This is a genomic window from Microbulbifer maximicatervae (SeqCode) (assembly GCF_052467505.1).
Genome location: NZ_CP174313.1, coordinates 442747 through 463660 on the forward strand (window position 1 = coordinate 442747; position 20914 = coordinate 463660).

Genomic DNA, 20914 nt, shown 5'->3' on the forward strand with positions numbered 1-20914 from the left:
GGGTGACACTGTTATAATCGCCCCAATTCCCGTTAGTTAGAGCGTGAGAAAAGCTGTGACACAGAAGACCTGGCTGGCCCAACTTGTACTGGCATTCGGTATGTTTTGCCTGTCCATCGCTGCACATGCGGTAGTGGAGACACAAAAATTGTCCTCTCCCGAGCTGGATGCAAGGTATCGCGTGCTTATTGAAGAGATGCGCTGCCCCAAATGTCAAAACCAGAACCTGGCAGACTCCGATGCGTCTATTTCCTCGGACTTGCGCCGTGAAATCCGCCGTTTGCTGGAGGAGGGATTTACGGACCAGGAAATCGTTGACTACATGGTGGCCCGCTATGGGGATTTTGTGCTCTACCGCCCACCTGTTCAGAAAAATACCTTGATCCTGTGGTTGGCTCCGGGAGTCTTTGCCATTTTCGGGCTTCTGGCCTTGATTGTGATCGTGATGCGCTCAAAAAGTGGTACCGGGGCTCGCCAAGATGACGGCAGTGGGGAACTCACTGATGATGAGCGGCGTCGATTAAAGCAGTTGTTGGGAGAAGGAGCTGTAGATGAAGGTGATAGCGGGAAGGAAGGTAAATGATTGATATCTGGTTTGGTGTAGCCCTACTGCTACTGTTGGTAGCTTTTGTATTTCTGATTCCTGCTTTGAGAGCTGCAGGCAGACGTCGCAGCGGTAGTAGCAAGCGAGAGGCTATGGCAGCGCTCTACCGGGAGCGCAGTAAAGAACTTCGCGCTGCGGTGCAGAGCGGTGCGATGGATGAAAAGCAGTTTGCCCAGCTGGAGGCAGATCTCGCGCGGGAACTGCTGGCGGCTCAGCAGGAAAGTCAATCTGGTGAAGCCAGGCAGGGTGGCGGCCGATTGCTGATCGGGCTGGCGGTTTTGGTGCCTGCAATTGCAGCAGCTGCCTACGGGTTTTCCGACCGACCGTCCGAAGTAGCTTTGTATCGCGATATGGTGGCGAGCCAAGGTGGGCACACCTCTTCGGAGGAAGAGGCAAAAATCACCCGTCAGTTGCAGGAGCGGGCTAAAACTCATCCAGATGATCTTAGCAGTCGCTATATATTGGCGCAGCGGCTACTGGTGAGTGGCGATTTGGCTGGGGCGGTAGATTCCTATCGCTATGTTGTGGCTCGCGAGCCCCAGGCGGCCAATGTTCAAGCTGAGCTGGCGCAAGCGCTGTTTTTTGAAGGCGGTTCCAAGATTACCGATGAAATCCGCTCCTTGATTGAGCAGGTGTTACAGGTGCAGCCATCCAATGGCACTGTGCTGGGCTTGGCGGGTATTGCCGCTTTTGAAGATGGGGACTACCGCAAGGCTCGCCAGCATTGGCAGCTAGCACTTAGCCAGCTTCCCCCAGGATCTGCAGCAGCAGAGGCGCTTCAGGCTGGCGTTGCCAGGGCCGAAAGCGCTTTGGCAGACAGCGGTGAGGCTGTAGCGGTGCAGGCAAAGGTAGAAACGAAAGAGAAAGGCCCGCAGATTCGAGTTCAGGTCAGTTTGGGGGAGGGAGTTGAAGCCCCAGAATCTACCCCGGTATTTATCTATGCACGCAGTGCTGCGAGCCCGATGCCTCTGGCTATCGTGCGCCTCACGGCTGGGCAGTTACCGGCAGAGGTTGTGCTGGATGAGTCCCGAGCAATGATGCCTGGAAGCTCCATCGCCACTGTCGACTCTGTGCAGTTGGTAGCGCGACTGGCCATTAAGGGAGATGCGCGTCCGGCCCCGGGGGATTGGCAGGGAATGATTAGCGAGTTGCCTAAATCCCGCTGGAGTGAAACTCAGTCAATAGCCATCGATAGTCAGCTGTAACTGGCTGTGACTGTCGAAAATGAGGTCACAGTGTAAGCTGTGGCCTCATTTTTATTTGCGGCCGGATGGCATTCTTGCGTCTAATTGGCCTCAAGCTCACATTGCCCCGATATTGATGAGTTCTATTGGGGCAAGTTGGCATTTGGTAGCGATCGTCATGTTTGACTTGACCGCTGCTTGGTCGGATTGATAATCCCGACTGAACATTACTGTGAAGAATAGCGCTGAATGCTCTGGCGACACCAAGTAATATTAAAGGTTTGGTGTCCCGCCCGGCAGAGAAAAATATCGAGTTTATAAATACATGCGTCTGAAGTGCATCAAGCTAGCGGGCTTCAAGTCTTTTGTTGACCCTACCACTGTCTATTTTCCGACAAACCTCAACTCGGTGGTGGGTCCCAATGGCTGTGGTAAATCCAACACCATCGATGCGGTGCGCTGGGTTATGGGGGAATCCTCCGCAAAGAACCTGCGCGGCGATTCGATGACGGATGTTATCTTCAATGGCTCCAGTGGCCGTAAGCCCGTGGGGCAGGCCTCGATTGAGTTGGTATTTGATAACTCTGAGGGCAAGCTTTCTGGAGCCTATGCGTCTTTCTCGGAGATTTCCGTCAAGCGCAAGGTAACCCGGGAAGCACAGAACACCTATTACCTGAATGGCGAGAAGTGCCGCCGCCGCGATGTAACCGATCTCTTCTTGGGTACCGGCCTTGGCCCACGCAGCTACGCCATTATTGAGCAGGGCATGATCTCCAAGTTGATCGAAGCCAAGCCCGAAGAGCTGCGCGTCTATATCGAAGAGGCCGCCGGTATCTCCAAATACAAGGAGCGCCGCCGGGACACCGAAAACCGGATGAGACGGACCTCTGAAAACCTTGAGCGCCTCACGGATATCCGCGATGAGCTGGATCGCCAGTTGTCCCGACTGGAGCGACAGTCCGCAGCAGCGGAAAAATACAGCCGATTTAAAGAGGAAGAGCGCAGCCACAAGGCTAATCTTCAGGCGCTCAAATACCGCGAACTGGATGACCAATCCAAGGCCAAGCAGCAACAAATAGGTGAGCTTGAACTCACCGTTGAAGAGCTGGTTACCCGCCAGGTCACCTGTGACACAGGCATTGAGCAAAAGCGCGTGGGGTACCACGAGCTGTCTGATAGCTTTAACGAAGTCCAGGGACGCTTTTACGCCGTCGGTGGAGATATCGCCCGCTTGGAGCAGAGCATTGCCCACGCTCGTGAGCGCTCTACTCGCCTGCATTCCGATTTGGCGCAAACCGAACAAGAATATCGCGAGGCGGAGACCAATCTCGAAGTGGATCGCGAAAAAGCGGCCCAGTTTGAGGAGGAGCTTGAGATTATTCTGCCGGACCTGGAGATGGTTTTGGCAGCAGAAGAGGAGTCTGCTGCGGCACTGCTCGAATCTGAAGAGCAGATGCGCAATTGGCAGAACGAGTGGGACCAGTTTAACCAGGGTGCCTCTGGCTCCCGTCAGAAAGCTGAGGTACAGCAATCCCGCATCCAGCACTTGGAAACTTCTGGCCAGCGGCTGCTGGAGCGGGTCAACAAGCTATTGGCGGAGCAGTCCGGCCTCCAGGTCTCTGACGACGATGAAGAGACACTGCAGCTGAACGAGCAGATGGCCGAGCTGGAAATGCAGGCTGAAGAGCGCCGCGAGGAAGCGGCAGAGCGTCGCGAGTCTCTGGACAGTCTCCGTGTGCAGGAGCGGGAGCTGGCTACCGAACTCGATCAGTTACGCTTGCAGCTGCAAACCGGGCGCGGCCGTCAGGCGTCTCTGGAAGCCTTGCAGCAAGCTGCTTTAGGGCAAGGCAAGGCAGTTGAGAATTGGCTGCACCAGCAAGCCCTGGCTGACAAGCCCCGGCTCGCCGACCAGATTAAAGCCCAGCCCGGCTGGGAAACCGCAGTTGAAACTATCCTCGGCCCCCAATTGCAGGCGGTATGTGTTGAGCAGCTCGAGTCCGTGGCTGAAGGATTGGCGGCACTGGAAAGCGGTCAAGCGGTTCTGATCGATAACAGTGCTGTAAATAGCAGTGCCAAGGGAGCACTTCCTTCGCTGCAGGATATGGTTCAGGGGCCGGCATCTCTCTCCGGCATCTTGGCGGGAATTTATACCGCAGAGGATTTGACTGAGGCGCTGTCCAGGCGAGCGAATTTGCAAGCTCATGAGTCTATTGTGACTCGCGATGGGCTCTGGCTCGGTCCTAACTGGTTGCGAGTGAATCGCGCCAGTGATGCAGAGGCCGGGGTCCTGGCGCGCAAGCAGGATCTTGAAACCCTGGGGCAGGAGTTGGCCCTATGTGAGGAGCAGATAGAGAGTATTGCCGAGCGACGCGAGTCCCTGCGCACGCAAACGGTCGATCTCGAGCGCTCCATCGAACAGGCTCGCAATGAGTCCGACCAGTTCGGGCGTCGCGAGGCAGAGCTGCGCAGCCAGTTGTCCGCCCGACGGGCGCGTGCGGAGCAGATGAATGAGCGCCGTATCCGAATTGAGCAGGAAATCGATGAGGTGCGTGAGCAGCAGGAGTTGGAAGGGGAGTCCCTGTCGGAAGCTCGTCTAATGCTGCAGGAAGCTGTCGAGGCGATGAGCGATGATACCGATCGTCGCGAAACGCTAATGGCACGCCGGGAGGAATTGCGCGAAGCTTTGGATGCCGTGCGCCAGCGCGCGCGGGAGGACAAGGATCGCGCCCATGAACTGGCTATGCGCGAGCAGTCAGTGCGCACCCAGATGGTGTCTCTCGAGCGCACTTTGCAGGTGATGAGCGAGCAGCTGGAAAGGTTGCGCAGTCGTCGTCAGCAATTGCAGGAGCAAATGGAGGAGACCCAGGACCCCTCCCAGGATTTTCAGGCTGAGTTGGAAGAAAAACTCGGCGAGCGTATTGAGGTGGAAACGGAACTCGCCGATGCGCGCAAAAAGCTGGAAGAGGTTGAGACCGGCCTGCGTGAGCAGGAACAGGAGCGCCACAAAGTGGAGGCGGCTCTTCAGGGAGTGCGCGCCCAGCTTGAGCAGGAGCGTCTCGCTGCGCAGACTCTGGAAGTGCAACGAAACGGATTGGTAGAGCAGCTGCGCGAGAGCGAGCACGATATCGATCAGCTGCTCGAACAGTTGCCTGGCGATCTGACGATTAAACAGGTACAGGAAGATTTGGAATTGGTAGCCGCGCGTATCTCGCGTCTCGGGCCGATTAACCTCGCCGCTATCGATGAATACAAGCAGGAGTCTGAGCGCAAGAACTACCTGGATCGCCAGCATGGGGATCTGATGGAAGCGCTGGAGACCCTGGAAAATGCAATTAAGAAAATCGACAAGGAAACGAGAACCCGCTTCAAGGAAACTTTTGATCAGGTAAATGCGGGCCTGCAGGAACTCTTCCCGAAAGTTTTCGGTGGTGGTAATGCCTATCTGGAACTTACCGGTGAAGATCTGCTCGATACTGGTATCGCGATCATGGCCCGCCCGCCGGGCAAGCGCAACAGCACAATCCATCTGCTCTCGGGTGGAGAAAAAGCGCTGACAGCGATCGCATTGGTATTCTCGATTTTCCGTCTGAATCCAGCACCTTTCTGTATGTTGGATGAGGTGGATGCTCCCCTTGACGATGCTAACGTTGGTCGTTACGCACGAATGGTTAAAGAAATGTCAGAACACGTTCAGTTCATCTATATTACCCACAACAAGATCGCAATGGAGATGGCGGATCAGTTGCTGGGGGTTACCATGCACGAGCCGGGTGTATCCCGACTGGTGTCGGTGAATGTGGAAGAAGCAGCCGAGCTGGCTTCTGCATAAGGGCGTAAAGGGAGAGGCGCTAAAAAATGGATAACTGGCTGGTTACAATCCTGGTTGTCGTTCTGCTGGTCGTTGTGGTCGATGGCATACGCCGGGCGATCTTGCGGCAGCGCGCGGCAGTTAAGGTCTCCCGCAATCTGTCGCGGGCCATGCAATCTGAAGTAAAAAATGAAGCTGATCCGGTCTCAGAGAAGGCTGAAGAAGAGCCCCCGGTCCGCAAACCCCTAGAGACGCGGGAGCCCAAGCCCGCAAACAGCGAATTGCCCGGGCAGGCTCGCGTTGTTCAGCGCCGTCCGCTAGAGGATGCGCTACATGTGAATCGCCAGGTGCAGGAGAGCTTTATTTCCTCGCGCAAGCCGCTCGCTGGCAGCAATCCCCAGAGGAGTCCGGAAGAGCAGGGTATCCTCGATTTGGAAGAGCAAGTCCCCACTCTGATGGAGTCGGTCGGTGAAGAGCAACGCTATGAGCCTGCATTAGATGAGGCTGAAAGCCTAAATGCGATGGATAGCGCTCACAGTCCTGAGCATGAAGCGGTGCATGAGGATTCTCAACCCGAACGATCTTCTCAGTCTCCAAGCTGTGGCAGTGTTGGTGAAGGTGCTCCCACCCGTGAGGTGCTGGTGATTAATGTAATGGCGCCAGAAGGGGATTACTTCGAGGGTAATGACTTACTTCGGGTAATGGTTGCCTGTGGCATGCGCTTTGGTGAAATGAATATTTTTCACTACCATGAGCACGGCGGTGCTGATGGGGCCATTATCTTTAGTCTCGCCAATATTGTTGTGCCCGGCGTTTTCGACTTGGCCCAGATGGAAGAATTTGCCACGCCAGGTGTTAGCCTGTTCCTGACACTACCTGTGGAAGGCGAGGCGATTAAAGCTTTCGATCAACTGCTTTCCACCTCATACAAAATTGCCGAGCTGCTCGGTGGCGAATTGAAGGATGAGAATCGCAGTGTATTTACCGCGCAAACGGCGGAGCATTATCGTCAGCGGGTTGTGGAGTACCAGCGTCGCAGGACTTTAGCGATGGCGCAAAGCTAGCTCGCAATCTCTAAATAATTGTTGCCATTTTTAATGCGGTCCGGGATGCCGGCTGATTTTCATTTTGGAAATTAGCCGTAAGCTCGGGCCGTATTTGCATGTAAAATCGAAATAATTTTCTAACTATTATTTTTATTCACTCGAATTGCCGATGACTCATCAAACTATTTCCCCTCAAGTGCGCGAACGTGTTCAGGAATTACATGAAATCCTCCAGCGTGCGAATCACCAATACTATGTGCTTGATGATCCCGAGTTGCCGGATATTGAGTACGACCGGCGCCTGCGCGAGTTGCAGGACCTGGAAAGTGAATATCCTCAGCTGCTAACTCCGGATTCTCCCACCCAGCGGGTCGGCGCAGAGCCGCTTCCCTCTTTTCAGGAAGTTCGCCATGAGGTGGCGATGTTGTCTTTGGATAACGCCTTTAATGATGAAGAGTTGCTGGAGTTTGACCGCCGGGTGTGTGAGCGCCTCAACAGTAAAGGGCCGGTGGAATACGCCTGTGAACCCAAGTTAGACGGTATCGCTATCAGCCTTTTATATCGCGACGGCGTACTTGAGCGAGCGGCAACGCGAGGGGATGGCACGACGGGTGAGGATATCACCCAGAATGTACGCACCGTGGGATCTGTACCTCTGCGTTTGCGTCAAGCAGATGGTATTGAAAAGTATCCGGGTGTATTGGAGGTGCGCGGTGAAATCTATATGCCGAAAGCGGGCTTTGCCGAATTGAATCGCAAAGCGGCCGCGGCGGGTGAGAAGCTTTTCGTAAATCCTCGAAATGCCGCTGCCGGTAGTTTGCGTCAATTGGACTCCCGCATAACAGCGCAGAGACCGCTGGAATTGTGTGTTTATGGCACTGGCCTTGTAGAGGACGGTGAGCTGCCGGAAAAGCACGTTGAGACTTTGCAGCTGCTGGGACATTGGGGCTTCCGTACAAACCGGGAGATGCGCGTCGCTAAGGATATTCAGGGCTGCATCGACTACTACAGGGAAATCGGTGAGAAGCGCGAGGACCTCGCTTACGATATTGACGGTATTGTTTTTAAGGTCAACAGTATTCCCCTGCAGCGCCGTCTCGGCTTTGTTGCCCGCGCACCCCGTTGGGCCATGGCCTATAAGTTTCCCGCTCAGGAGGAAATGACTGAATTATTGGATGTTGAGTTCCAGGTAGGGCGCACCGGTGCGGTCACCCCGGTTGCTCGCCTACAGCCGGTTTTTGTCGGCGGCGTTACCGTTTCCAATGCAACTCTGCACAATAGAGATGAGATCGAGCGCCTCGGTGTGCAGGTAGGTGATACCGTCATTATTCGCCGTGCCGGAGACGTTATCCCGCAGGTGGTTTCTGTGGTGGAGAGCAAGCGCAAGCCGGGTGGCCACGCTATTGAATTCCCCACACATTGCCCAGTATGCGGCTCGCCGGTGGAATCCACGCCCGGTGAGGCGGTGGTCCGCTGTAGCGGCGGCCTGATTTGTAGTGCCCAGCGCAAGCAGGCCATCAAGCATTTCGCTTCGCGCAAAGCGATGGACATTGATGGGCTGGGAGACAAGCTGGTAGAGCAGCTGGTAGATGAGGACTTGTTACATTCGGTGTCCGGGCTCTACCACCTCACCTTGGAGCAGGTGGCGGGACTTGAGCGAATGGGGCAAAAGTCTGCCCAGAACCTCCTCGATGCACTGGAGCGCAGTAAAGAGACCACGCTGCCTAAATTCCTCTATGCCCTGGGTATCCGGGAAGTGGGTGAGGCTACAGCGCGCAATTTGGCGCGGCACTTTGGCGAATTGAATCCGCTAATGTCGGCAGATGTCGAGGCTTTGCAGGAAGTTGAAGATGTGGGCCCAGTGGTCGCTCATTTTGTTGCTGAGTTTTTTCAGCAGCCTCATGCCCAAGAAGAGGTGGAGGCACTGCAGCAGGCGGGTGTGCATTGGCAAGCGGAAGAGAGTGACGAGCAGGATCAGCCCCTGGCAGGGGAAACCTGGGTGCTCACCGGCAAACTGGAAACCCTGTCCCGCAGTGAAGCAAAAGATTACTTACAGAGGCTGGGTGCGAAAGTCGCAGGAAGTGTTTCCGCCAAGACCGGCACTCTGGTTGCCGGGCCAGGCGCTGGCTCAAAATTGACCAAAGCGCAGGAGCTAGGTATCACAGTTATGGATGAAGAGGCGCTTCTGGATATGTTGCGCGAAAGGGGCTTTGAGATTTAGTCCTGGTATTTTAGGCGGGGCACCATTAGTAACTGAATAGCCGAAGTTTTGAGCACTTTGCAGGTTCATGTTTTGTTTTGTGGCTTTCTGGTCGCTTCGCCGTTAAAGTTGATGCCTTAGATCTGTTTTGCCCTGGGTACCTGATGTCCAGTGGCACTGTGGTAAGGAATGGAATTAATGCTTCAGGGCGATCAGGAATCCATCGTTTACGGATGTATCAAAGACAGCAATAGCCTCGCTGGCGGCAGCGATCGGCGCAGGGTGAACCGCAATGCTGTGCTCGCCCTGCCCAGTGCTGATGAATGGCCATTCCTGTGCCGGGATATGTTTGCTATTCCCACCATTAAAGTGAAGCAGTCCCAGTATCAAACCGATGTTATCCACTTTGGCGCTTCCTATCGGGCGGTAGAGTACGAGTGGGATTTGTGGATACAGAAGTTTGAAGAGTTGCTGAAGAGTATGTATTGGGTTTCGGCAACTGTGCATTTGGAAACTGAGCTTTCCGGCGTTCACTCTTTCAGCTGGGAGTCCGCTGGCCTCTATCACGAGCCTGGCAGCGGCGATATGCAGGTTCGCTGCGAATGGACCCAAGAGGGTCGGGTGAGTATCTGATTTTTCTGGCCCGGTTGGTCCGGGCTCTCTCTTGCCTAATTGCCGCAAAGCAGATTTAAATAAGTAGCCCTGTCACAAATCCTATCTCTCTTTTTCTTTCCGCAACTATATTCCCTGATAGTCTCTGGAACTGAAACTTTGGTCTGTTAAAGTGTCTTTGCCGAACGGTACCAAGGTGCCGCGGCCGAGAAGCTGTAAAGCCAGATTATAAGAATTGGCGCGATCTGGGCGCCCTATCAGGAAGGAATACATATGATTAAATCCAGTTCTCTGCTGTTTGCCAGCGCACTGATGTTGTCGCCGCTGTTACATGCGTCTGAACACGAAAGCAAAATGGATATGAGCAGTAAGGCCCCAGCAGATGCCAAGGTCTATATTATCTCGCCGAAAGATGGAGAGAAGGTGCCCCAGACATTTACGGTGAAGTTTGGTTTGTCTGGTATGGGTGTGGCACCGGCGGGTACCAATCAAGAGAATACCGGCCACCATCATCTGCTGATTGATGTGGATGATATGCCGGATATGAGCAAGCCTTTGCCGGCGAGTAAGAACATCATTCACTTTGGTGGTGGGCAAACCGAGACTCAAGTTACCTTGCCACCCGGCAAGCATACGCTACAACTGGTTCTGGGCAACTATATGCATGTGCCACATAAAGAGCCTGTGATGTCCAAGAAAATTACCGTCGTGGTCGAGTAGGGCTGCAGCGGCTAAATAACCTTCTGTCGATGCATTAAGCGCATCTGGGGAGAGTGAAATGGGTGGCGAATTCCGCACTGAAAAGGACAGCCTGGGCGAAGTTCAGGTGCCGACTGAGGCGATGTATGGCGCGCAAACCCAGCGCGCCGTGGAGAATTTTCCTGTCAGTGGTCACGGCTTGCCGGCAGAGTTTATCCGCGCCATTGTGCTGATAAAGAAATCTGCCGCGGAGGCCAACCGGGACTTGGGGTTGTTGGATAAAGCGCAGGCTGAGGCCATTATCAATGCTTGCGACAGTCTCGGTGATGAGGAGTATGCCACTCATTTTCCCGTCGATATTTACCAGACAGGTTCTGGTACCAGCTCAAATATGAATGTTAATGAGGTGCTCGCCCACCTCGCAGAAAAGCACAGTGATCAAACCATCAGCCCCAATGATCACGTGAATATGAGTCAGAGCAGTAATGATGTGGTTCCTACCGCAATCCATGTGTCAGCCCTGCTTGCAGTGCGAGACACCCTGCTGCCTGCGTTGCGCCATTTGCACACTGGCTTGTGCGACAAGTCCACGGAACTTGAAAGTATTGTAAAAACCGGCCGCACCCATCTGATGGATGCAGTGCCTATGACAATGGCGCAGGAAGTTGGAGGCTGGGCAGCACAAATAGAAGCGTGCCGGGAGAGAATTCGCGCGGTAATGCCTCGGCTTGCCCAGCTGGCTCAAGGCGGTACGGCGATTGGCACCGGGCTCAATGCTCCCCCGGATTTTGCCGAGCTGTTCGCGCAAAAAATCAGCGCCCACACATCTCATCAGTTTCGCCCGGCAGAGAACTTTTTTACCGCAATTTCCAGTCAGGATACGTCGGTGGAGTTGTCCGGGCAGCTCAAGGTGTTGGCAGTTTCCCTGATGAAAATTGCCAACGACTTGCGTTGGATGAACAGCGGTCCCCTTGCTGGCCTCTCCGAAATCGCCCTGGAGGCCTTGCAGCCAGGGAGCAGTATTATGCCGGGCAAAGTGAACCCGGTTATTGCCGAATCAGTTACTATGGTTTGTGCCCGGGTGATGGGTAATGACACCACAGTGACCGTGGCGGGACAGAGTGGCAATTTTCAATTGAATGTTATGTTGCCTTTAGTAGGAAGTACGCTGCTGGAAAGTATTAACCTGCTCGCGAATGCATCGACCCTATTGGCTGATCGAGCCGTTGCCAGTTTCGCGGTGAATCGGGCGCATATTGAGGGAACCCTGGGCCGCAACCCCATTTTAGTGACCTCCCTTAACCCAGTGATTGGCTACCTGAAAGCGGCGGAGATTGCCAAGGCCGCCTATGCCAGCTGTAGGCCAGTGCTGGATGTTGCTGTTGAAATGACGGACCTGGATAGAGAAACGCTTGAGGAATTGTTAGACCCCGCCCATTTGGCTAAGGGTGGGTTGATTAGCTAGGGGCAAAAAAGGCGATTCCCAACAGTATTAAGGATATAATGGCGGTCAGGCACATAAGCCAGTGCAAAAGCCTTATCAGCGTGGCTCGATCCTCTGGTTCCAGCATTCTTCTGCTCATTGGTGCCTCCTGCGGCGTTGACAGGAACCGGCCAATCCCTCACGATTCGACGCCGCGTCGGTACTGGGTGCCGACAATACAATGGTAGCGCCACAAAATGTGGCAGTCTCACCTGTTTTGAAAATCAATGTATCCAGATCGTCATGGCTAAAAGAAGTCGCCGCTCCTTTATTACCAGTGTCCTCGCCTGTGTCGCCTTTGTAGTGGCGGCAGTCTACAGCTGGGACCTGCCTGTTAAGGATGTTGTCACCTATTTCATTCTTCTATTGGTGATATTGCTTGTCATCATTGCTCTGGCGTTTGGGTGCGGGGCTTTATTGAATTGGTTGCGCAGGCGTAAATAATAGATGGCGTCAACGGAAGAGGATATTCGCATCCCTATCGCCTACCTCGAGCGACTGCTCGAAGAGGCGACCAAACACGGGTGTGATCGCAAGGAGCTTTTAGCTTCTGTCGATATCGATGAGTCTGAATTGCAGGGAGTGTCTGCATTTTCAGCAGTGAAGTACGGCCGCTTGTACCAGCGCGTGATGTGGCTGGCGCAAAATGAGTGGTTTGGCATGCTTAGCGGTGGAAGGGTCCGTTCCGGGTCTTTTCGCTTGTTGTGTCTGGCGGTGGTGAATTGTGCAACCCTCCGCCAGGCGATTACGCTCTGTGCCGAATTTATGGAAATCTGCCGAGGTTTTAAGGTGAAGCCGGTACTCGGAGAAGGTGGCCATGGGCGCGAGCGGGTTGAAATTTGCGGGATCAGTTCGCTGGCCAAAGGCGAGTTTGAGCAGCTGCTGAATAACACGAGCCCCAGTGTGGTGCGTACAACTCTAGCGGTTTGGCACAGGTTTTATTGCTGGCTGGCAGGGCGGGAGATTCCGCTGGCCAGGTTGCACTTCTCATTTGCTTGCCCGGAAGAGTTTCGCAGTCTCGCGCAAAGCGAGGCCAATGAGTTGTTATTTGAGCAGCCGTTTAATGCGCTCGAATATGATACCCGCTACCTGGAATACCCTGTGGTGCAAAGCCCGCAGATGGTCGAGGACTTTATTCGCACCGCTCCTTATCACCTGGTGATCAGCGACGGCAGTGCCAATAGTATCAAAACCAAAGTAAAAACCATTTTGAACCGGGATGTGAGTGAGTCCATGCCTGCCGCAGAGGCGGTGGCGGAGAGGCTCAATATGTCGGTCACCACGTTGCGTCGTCGCCTGCAACAGGAGGGCACCTCCTACCAGAAGCTCAAAGACGAATGTCGGATGGAAGCGGCTTTCCACTACCTGAGCTGCCCGGATCTTTCCAATGGGCAGATCGCAGAGATGCTTGGGTTCGATGAATCCAGTGCTTTCTTCCGCGCCTTCAAAAAGTGGACGGGAATTACGCCAGGCGAGTATCGCCGGGGTGGTCGCGCCGCAGCTGGCCTGGATATTTGACTGGGCCAGTCACCTTTTTTCATCCTCTCGCCTCGATTTGTCACCGCTTTGGACGGGTTTGGCCATAGAGGGGGCTGCTTGCTTACTACTATGATGAACCAATCTTAGAAACTAGTCATAAATATGACTGGATGGTTTTGCCTCCGGTCCCAAACATAAGCGAATTGAGGTTATCAGGATGACCGATATCAAAATGCCACTGCGTGATTTGCGTTTCGTAATGCGCGAGATGCTGGACTCAGAAAAGCATTATGAGTCACTTGGATATGAGGAGGCTACTCCTGATGTCGTGGATGCCATCCTGGAAGAGGGTGCAAAGTTTTGTGAAAACGTTATTGCACCGCTGAACCAAATTGGCGACCAACAAGGTTGCACCTGGAAAGACGGTGAAGTTACTACCCCGGAAGGCTTTAAAGAAGCCTACCAGCAGTTTGTAGAGGGTGGCTGGGCTGCGCTGCCCCACGATCCTGAGTACGGTGGCCAAGGCCTGCCGCCCTCGCTCGGTACTATCATGAGCGAGATGGTTGGCACCGCCAACTGGTCCTGGGGCATGTACCCCGGTTTGTCCCACGGTGCCATGAACACCCTGGAAGAGCACGGTACTGAAGAGCAGAAGCAGGTTTACCTGACCAAGCTGGTTGAAGGTAGCTGGACTGGCACTATGTGTCTGACCGAGCCTCACTGCGGTACCGATCTGGGTATTCTGCGCACCAAGGCCGAGCCAAATGAAGATGGCTCCTACGCGATTACCGGCACCAAGATCTTTATCTCCGCCGGTGAGCACGACATGACTGACAACATTGTTCATATCGTACTCGCCCGCCTGCCAGACGCACCTGCTGGCACCAAGGGTATCTCCCTGTTTATTGTACCCAAGTTCCTGCCGAACGCTGACGGCTCTGCCGGTGAGCGCAACGGTGTAGTATGTGGTTCCCTCGAGCACAAAATGGGTATTCACGGCAACGCCACTGCAGTGTTGAACTTTGACGGTGCTAAAGGCTTCCTGATCGGCGAGCAGAATAAAGGCTTGAGCTATATGTTCACCTTTATGAACACTGCGCGCCTGGGTACTGCTCTGCAAGGCCTGGCTCACTCCGAGATCGGTTTCCAGAAGTCCCTGGCTTACGCAAAAGATCGCCTGCAAATGCGTTCTCTGTCCGGCGTGAAAAACCCGGAAGGCCCGGCTGACCCGATTATTGTTCACCCTGACGTGCGCCGCATGCTGATGACCCAGAAAGCCTTCTCCGAAGGTGGCCGCATGCTGGTTGTTAAGTGCGCACAGCTGGTTGATATCACTCACAAAGGCGATGCTGACGCGAAGAAAGCCGCTGACGATATGCTGGCGTTCCTGACGCCGATTGCAAAAGCATTTTTGACAGAAGCTGGTTTCGAATCTGCCAACCTGGGTATGCAGTGTTTCGGTGGCCACGGTTATATTGCCGAGTGGGGCGTGGAGCAGAACGTACGTGATGCGCGTATCTCCACTATCTATGAAGGCACCACTGGTATTCAGGCTCTGGACCTGTTGGGTCGTAAGGTTCTGATGACCCAGGGTGAATTGCTGCGCGGTTTCACCAAGCAGGTTCACAAATTCTGCCAGGCGGAAATTGATAACGAAGCACTGGCGCCATTCGTTGCTAAGTTGCAAGAGCTGAACAAACAGTGGGGCGACCTGACCTTGCACGTTGGCGGCAAAGCTATGGAAAACCCAGACGAAGTAGGTGCTGCTTCTGTAGATTACCTGATGTTCTCCGGTTACACCGTGCTGGCCTTCCTGTGGGCACAGGCGGCTAAAGTTGCCAATGAAAAACTGGCAGCGGGCACTGGAGAAGAAGATTTCTACAAGGCGAAAATTACTACCGCGCGTTTCTTCTTCGAGCGTATCCTTCCTCGCACTTCCAGCCACGCAACGTCCATGTTGAGTGGAGCAGGCAACTTGATGGAATTGGATGCCGAGCATTTTGCATTCTGATCCCGCTCTGAAATTAAAACCGCCGGCAAATGCCGGCGGTTTTTTTGTGAGTAATAAAGCGGCTTAAACGGAGAATTTCCGATGCAATTGCCGGATTCAGTTCAAGAGCGCCTGTGTCACTTAGCTTGTTCGTACCCGCTGGCTCGGGTACAGTTCCGGCTGCCAGATGCCTGTGACTTCTATGTTTATGTCACCGAAGTATCTAAAAATTACAAAGTGATTTCCGAATTTGGTCAGACTGATAATCCAGAACTAACATTGGAAATGGAAAACAGCACTCTCAGTGCTATATTGGACGGTCAATTAAGTGGGCGTCACGCCTTCCTTTTGGGGGATGTTCAATATTCTGGAAATCGCGAATTGGCCGCAGCATTGGCAGGTTTATTTCCTGCGAATAGTGAAGAGGGAGATCGGTAAAGAGAGGTTTTAAACCCTTCTTTTTCACCGTCTCAAAGATACTACAAACAATAAATAAATTCTCGCTCGCCAAGAGATATGGCAGCTTTCGCCTATGGAGACGGAAGGTGTGGGCAAGCGACGACAACAATCAGGAATGGGAGAAGAGAGTTGGACATTGATCGCAGCATACTTGATGTCTTTAAAGGCGCTTGCGCCAAATTCGGTGACCGGCCGGCTTTCACATGCCTGGGGCGTACACTTTCAATCAATGATATTGACACGCTGAGTGGAAAATTCGCCTCTTATTTACAAAATCATACCGACTTGAAGCCCGGCGATCGCATCGCTGTCCAGTTGCCCAACGTGTTGCAGTACCCAGTAGTTGTTTTTGGTGCACTGCGCGCAGGTCTGGTTGTAGTAAATACCAATCCGCTATATACACAGCGCGAGCTTAAGCATCAGTTAAATGACTCAGGAGCCAAAGCATTGGTTGTGCTGGCAAATATTGCCGATACCGCTGCTGCTGTTGTTGCTGAAACCGATGTAAAACAAGTTATTGTTACTGAGATTGCGGATCTGCACAGTCCGCTGAAGCGTACCTTGATCAACAGTGTGGCAAAGTACGTTAAGAAAATGGTGCCTGAATTTTCTTTTGCCAATGAGGTTAGCTTTCGCGATGCCATGGCAAAAGGCGCTGAGCGTCCTCATAAGGATGTTGAGCGCACCAAAGAAGATATTGCGGTTCTGCAGTACACCGGCGGTACTACCGGAGTTGCCAAAGGGGCAATGCTGACAAATGGCAATCTGGTTGCGAATATGGAGCAGGTTCGTATCGCATTTGCCAGTGGTATGAAAGAAGGTGAGGAGTTCTATATTGCACCTTTGCCTCTTTACCATATCTACGCATTTACCATCCACTGCATGTGCCTTTTCTCCACGGGCAACCACTCGTTGTTAGTGCCCAACCCGAGGGATATTCCGGGTTTTGTGAAGATGCTGAAAGGCCTGCGTTTCACCGGATTTGTTGGGCTCAATACCCTGTTCAATGGCCTGATGCGCAACAAGGATTTTGCTGAACTGGACTTCAGCAAATTGCACTCAACAGCTTCTGGTGGCATGGCGTTAACTCGCGATACGGCTAAGCGCTGGGAGGAGATGACCGGCTGTATGATCATGGAAGGTTACGGTATGACTGAAACCTCCCCGGTTGTTTCATTTAACCCTACTGATGGTGTTCAGCTGGGCACAGTGGGTGTTCCTGTTCCCGGTACTGAGGTCAAGGTTGTCGATGAGAATGGCAATGACTTGCCGAACAACTCTCCTGGCGAGCTGTGCGTGCGCGGACCTCAGGTGATGAAAGGCTACTGGCAGCGTCCGGAAGCGACAGCGGATACCATCGACAGTGAAGGTTGGTTGAATACCGGCGATATGGCCGTTATTCAGGATGACGGATACATCAAAATTGTGGATCGCAAGAAGGACATGATTATTGTGTCCGGCTTCAATGTATACCCCAATGAAATTGAAGATGTGATCAGCGCGCATCCGAAGGTCACTGAAGCTGCCGCTATCGGTATCCCGGATGAGAAAAGTGGTGAGCAGGTGAAGCTCTTCCTGGTGAAGGCTGATCCATCTTTGACTGAAGATGAAGTTGTCGCCTACTGCCGTGAGCATATGACGGCTTATAAAGTGCCGAAGCATGTGGAGTTCCGTGAGGACTTACCCAAAACTAATGTGGGTAAAATCTTACGCCGCGAACTTCGCGATGAAGAGTTGAAAAAGCTTGAGGCTACTAGCGCTGCTTAAGTCGCTATTTAGCTAAAGAGCTCAAAAGGCCCTGCTGGAGACAGTGGGGCTTTTTTATTGGTTTCGATTCAGGGAGAGGCACCTGCAGCGAATGCAGGGTTGATGTTTGGGGTGGGAAGTTTGGTGGCACCAAGGAGGTGCCACCAAGGAAAAGCGGGATGTTTATCCTGCTTGGTTATTTGCGACTTTCGGCACTGGCGTCGCGAATAGCGCGGAACTCATTGCCTTCATACCAGTTGGGCCAGTCGCGGCTGTTTGCCAACTTCAGGCCCAATTGCAGGCCCAGCTGCAAGTTCATAGCGGCGCCTTTCAGGTTCCAGTTGGGGTCGTACTCATCTCCCGGCTTGTGGTAGTGCTGGCTGAGATATTCCTTGTCCTTGGATTGTGCCCACTCCCGGCCGTGCTCATGGTTTTCGCTACCGGAATCAAAATACAGCATTGGCACGCCTTCTTTTGCCAGGCTGAAATGATCTGAGCGATAGAAGTAGCCGCGTTCCGGGTGCTCTTCAGCAGCCAGATAGCGGCCCTGCTTTTTGGCGGCTGCTTCTAAGAGATTTTCCAGCTCGCTGCTGCCGAAGCCTACGACGGTGATGTCTTTGGTGGGGCCCAAGACATTCATAGCGTCGAAGTTAAAGCCGGCAACCGTCTTTTCCAGAGGATCAACAGGGTTGGCGGCATAATATTTGGAGCCGAGTAAACCGGACTCTTCAGCAGTTACTGCGACGAATACCAGGGAGCGATCAGCTTGATCCTCTTTTGCTGCTTGGGCTGCAAGAGCAAGTAGTCCAGCGGTACCGGTGGCATTGTCCACTGCGCCATTGAAGATATGGTCTTCGCCAGAAGCGTTTTTGTTGACCCCTAAGTGGTCCCAGTGGGCAGTGTAAACAATGGTTTCATCTGCGTACTTTTTGCCGGGTAACTTAGCAATAACATTGCGAGAGTTGGACTTCTCAAGGCTGTTGCTGAGTTCGATGCTGGCTTTGAGTTCCAGTGACTTAGGCTTGAATCCCGGTGCCTTTGCAGCTGCCATTTCTTCGGTCAAGTCGAGACCTGCCGCCTGGAACAGATCCTTCGCTGCCTGGTTGGTGATCCAGGCCTCAATCGCCACGCGATCGATATTCTTGTTTTCTGCTTCAAGGCTTACCTGGGCGCCAGACCAGGAGCCGCTCACTACCTCCCAGGGGTAACCGGCAGCACCATTCTCATGGATAATAATGGCCCCTGCGGCGCCCTGACGGGCAGCTTCTTCAAACTTGTAGCTCCAGCGACCGTAGTAGGTCATGGCATTGCCATTGAATAGAGCCTCATCTTGGGTGGCATAGCCGGGGTCATTCACCAGAATGACTGCGGTTTTGCCTTCCATATCCAGACCTGCGTAGTCATTCCAGTTGTTTTCTGGAGCTACGATGCCGTAACCGACAAAAACCAATTCGCTTTCATTAAGGCTGGATGCGCTGGTTTGGCGCTGGGTAAACGCGACCATGTCGTCAATCGGTTTTAGAACCTGGCCTACACCTTCGCCCTGAATAGTAAGGGGGGTGGATTGAATATCCATCTCTACAATGGGGACTTCCTGGAACCAGCTGGGGTTACCGTCGGAATCTACAGCACCAGGGGTAAGTCCGAGCGCCTTAAATTGCTCTGCCAGATAGTTTACCGTCAGCTCCTCACCTTTACTGGCGGGAGCGCGGCCTTCGAATTCATCGGAGGCCAATACGGCGACATGCTTGTGCAGGTCGGCAGCGACAATATCAATTTGAGCCTTCTCAGCGGCTTCCAAATTGAGCTTTTCAGTGCCGTGCTCGATATGTTCTTTATGGGAGTGCGCTTGTGAGCTGACTTCTTCGTTGCCCTTGCTACAACCGCTGATAACACCGCCGATGGCTATAGCCAAGCCAAGGCGGCGCCAGGTAGTAGGAATTCGCATAATTTTGTCCTGACAGTCTTGTTAGGAGGCAGATTATGCCTGATCTTGTCTTAACTAACGACATATCAGCGATCAGTTGAGAGTAGAGTGTGACTAGGCCCGGAGCTATATTCCCGTTTTGATATTTTAGTTGAATATGGTGACAGGGTTTGTGTTTGAGAGGGTTCAATAAAACTCGCCTTGGATAGGAGGCTCGGGCTTAGCCTCCTATCCAGCCTAAATCCTCAAGTCGAGATTTTTGAGGTTAATTGTGCTGCCAGTGGCCCTCAGTTATCTGGTCCTGATAGTTAATCCACACCTTGTCATAGCCAGTGGTTTCCTTGGCGCTTTTAAGGGCTTGGTTGTCCTGGCTATTGGTGGGGGCGGAAAACACATAGTCATTGCCCAGTGCCTGGCACACCCCGGCACCATAAGAGAATGGGCCTGTGGAGGCGCTGACCAGCCAGCTACCGTCAGCCGTGTTCTTACATGCGAAGCTATATTGGTTGCTGCAGTTGGCATCATTCCAGCGTCCGTTGCCCCACTGCATGGCGCAGTCCTCATTGTTCAAGTTATTTGGCTCATTCTGATCCCATGACCAAATAGCTGCAGCGATGCGGCCATCAGTCGTATTCATATTATCGAGGTTGATTATGTTGTGACCTATAGCAAAGCCATTGCGAACATCATCGGCTGTGATTCGTTCAATACCACCGCTAAAAATTTCCCCTATGGTGCCAATAGTGGTGCTGTCTTCCCACACTCGACCGATTTCCCCTAATCCGGTGAAGGCCATGTTCTTCATGTCACCATTTCCAGAGCAGCCGCTATCTTTCCATACGACGACTTGTTTCCCTGCAGCAAGCACATCATTTTTTGTCAGATTGCTGGGAATACTCTGGCAGCCGCCGCTGTAGAAAATCTTATCCCCGAATCGATCGGTTATTTGGTTGTAGAGATCTTGATGGCGCCCATCAGAGTGGTCCTCGATATATAAAATGATGACTTCGTCCTGATTGGCGCTGTCATTTAGCCAGTCCTTTATTTCGTTAAATCCTTCAGTCGCATACTTGTCATTGATACTGCAGAGCCCATGGCACAGAAGTAATCTTTTTGGGTAGGAAAAAAGGCTCTCCATTTTCGTTGTCCAATGGACATCCAGCTCTATAAAGCGAGCTCCCATACGCAATTGATCTTTTATGGAATGCTCCTGTTGAGGGTCCAGGTAGCGGCATCCCACTGAGAAGTTACAGGCGCGATACACTTCTGAGTTGTAAGAATTGTGTGTCCCCAAAATATTGTTTTCACTCATGGGAGTGTGGTTGTCTATTTGACGCTGTAGATCCAAGGCTGTGCCTGTCCAGCTGTTTTGGAAATCAGAAATGCTATCGGCCCAAAGGGGGGGAGAGGCGAAGGAAAGTACAAATAGAATCGATAGGATCATCTGTCTGATAGTGTGTTTCATTATTTTTCTCCGGACTGAGTAGATACGCTACCTTTGCAGTAGGCGCTAGTGAATATTTTTTAATTTTTATTGGTGTGCGGTGCCTTAAGGTACCGTTTTATTATTTTTGCTTTTTACTACGAATTGGACTTTTTTGTCTATGTGATGAGGGTTGGTTTCTTGTTGTTTTCTGGCGGCATCATAATTCTATTGTTAATGGATGGATTGTGTAG

Annotated in this window: 15 protein-coding genes; 13 read left to right on the plus strand and 2 right to left on the minus strand. The window is 52.9% G+C overall.

From position 1 onward, the window contains the following. Positions 1-55 precede the first annotated feature (55 nt). The 13 genes from ACJJIN_RS02030 to ACJJIN_RS02090 all read left to right on the plus strand — a co-directional run bounded on the left by ACJJIN_RS02030 (position 56) and on the right by ACJJIN_RS02090 (position 17331). On the plus strand, positions 56-583 hold the full coding sequence (locus ACJJIN_RS02030) for a cytochrome c-type biogenesis protein (RefSeq protein WP_444896674.1): 528 nt from the start codon (positions 56-58) through the stop codon (positions 581-583). After that, positions 580-1809: a c-type cytochrome biogenesis protein CcmI gene (gene ccmI, locus ACJJIN_RS02035; RefSeq protein WP_444896675.1), complete on the plus strand. Its 1230-nt coding sequence runs from the start codon at positions 580-582 to the stop codon at positions 1807-1809. Before ACJJIN_RS02030 ends, ccmI begins: the two co-directional genes overlap by 4 nt. A gap of 304 nt (positions 1810-2113) precedes the next feature. Next, a complete protein-coding gene (gene smc, locus ACJJIN_RS02040; protein ID WP_444896676.1) occupies positions 2114-5617 on the plus strand; it encodes a chromosome segregation protein SMC in 3504 nt (1167 codons plus the stop codon). Positions 5618-5643: 26 nt separating this feature from the next. Then, positions 5644-6660: a cell division protein ZipA gene (gene zipA / locus ACJJIN_RS02045; RefSeq protein ID WP_444896677.1), complete on the plus strand. Its 1017-nt coding sequence runs from the start codon at positions 5644-5646 to the stop codon at positions 6658-6660. 151 nt (positions 6661-6811) lie between these two features. Then, positions 6812-8863: an NAD-dependent DNA ligase LigA gene (gene ligA / locus ACJJIN_RS02050; protein ID WP_444896678.1), complete on the plus strand. Its 2052-nt coding sequence runs from the start codon at positions 6812-6814 to the stop codon at positions 8861-8863. 177 nt (positions 8864-9040) lie between these two features. Beyond that, on the plus strand, positions 9041-9475 hold the full coding sequence (locus ACJJIN_RS02055) for a hypothetical protein (RefSeq protein ID WP_282933471.1): 435 nt from the start codon (positions 9041-9043) through the stop codon (positions 9473-9475). A 252-nt stretch (positions 9476-9727) separates the two neighbouring features. Beyond that, positions 9728-10174, plus strand: coding sequence for a DUF4399 domain-containing protein (locus ACJJIN_RS02060; RefSeq protein WP_282933470.1), 447 nt, complete (start codon positions 9728-9730; stop codon positions 10172-10174). A 58-nt stretch (positions 10175-10232) separates the two neighbouring features. Continuing rightward, positions 10233-11618 (plus strand): class II fumarate hydratase, encoded by a 1386-nt coding sequence (locus ACJJIN_RS02065; RefSeq protein ID WP_444896679.1) that lies wholly within the window; start codon positions 10233-10235, stop codon positions 11616-11618. Between the two features lie 261 nt (positions 11619-11879). After that, positions 11880-12080 (plus strand): hypothetical protein, encoded by a 201-nt coding sequence (locus ACJJIN_RS02070; RefSeq protein WP_282933468.1) that lies wholly within the window; start codon positions 11880-11882, stop codon positions 12078-12080. A gap of 3 nt (positions 12081-12083) precedes the next feature. Further along, the gene (locus ACJJIN_RS02075; protein WP_444896680.1) at positions 12084-13154 is read left to right on the plus strand and encodes an AraC family transcriptional regulator; all 1071 of its coding nucleotides are present in this window, start codon (positions 12084-12086) and stop codon (positions 13152-13154) included. A 178-nt stretch (positions 13155-13332) separates the two neighbouring features. After that, on the plus strand, positions 13333-15126 hold the full coding sequence (locus ACJJIN_RS02080; protein ID WP_282933466.1) for an acyl-CoA dehydrogenase C-terminal domain-containing protein: 1794 nt from the start codon (positions 13333-13335) through the stop codon (positions 15124-15126). Positions 15127-15207: 81 nt separating this feature from the next. Then, positions 15208-15543 carry an SCP2 sterol-binding domain-containing protein gene (locus ACJJIN_RS02085; RefSeq protein WP_282933465.1) on the plus strand — a complete coding sequence of 112 codons (336 nt, stop codon included), beginning with the start codon at positions 15208-15210 and terminating at the stop codon, positions 15541-15543. A gap of 150 nt (positions 15544-15693) precedes the next feature. Beyond that, complete coding sequence (locus tag ACJJIN_RS02090; protein ID WP_413665144.1) at positions 15694-17331, plus strand: AMP-binding protein; 1638 nt, start codon at positions 15694-15696, stop codon at positions 17329-17331. A gap of 175 nt (positions 17332-17506) precedes the next feature. On the opposite strand, the gene ACJJIN_RS02095 is transcribed toward ACJJIN_RS02090, so the two are convergent. Continuing rightward, positions 17507-19258, minus strand: coding sequence for a M28 family metallopeptidase (locus tag ACJJIN_RS02095; protein ID WP_444896681.1), 1752 nt, complete (start codon positions 19256-19258; stop codon positions 17507-17509). A 244-nt stretch (positions 19259-19502) separates the two neighbouring features. Beyond that, complete coding sequence (locus ACJJIN_RS02100; RefSeq protein WP_444896682.1) at positions 19503-20702, minus strand: phosphatidylinositol-specific phospholipase C domain-containing protein; 1200 nt, start codon at positions 20700-20702, stop codon at positions 19503-19505. Positions 20703-20914 lie beyond the last annotated feature (212 nt).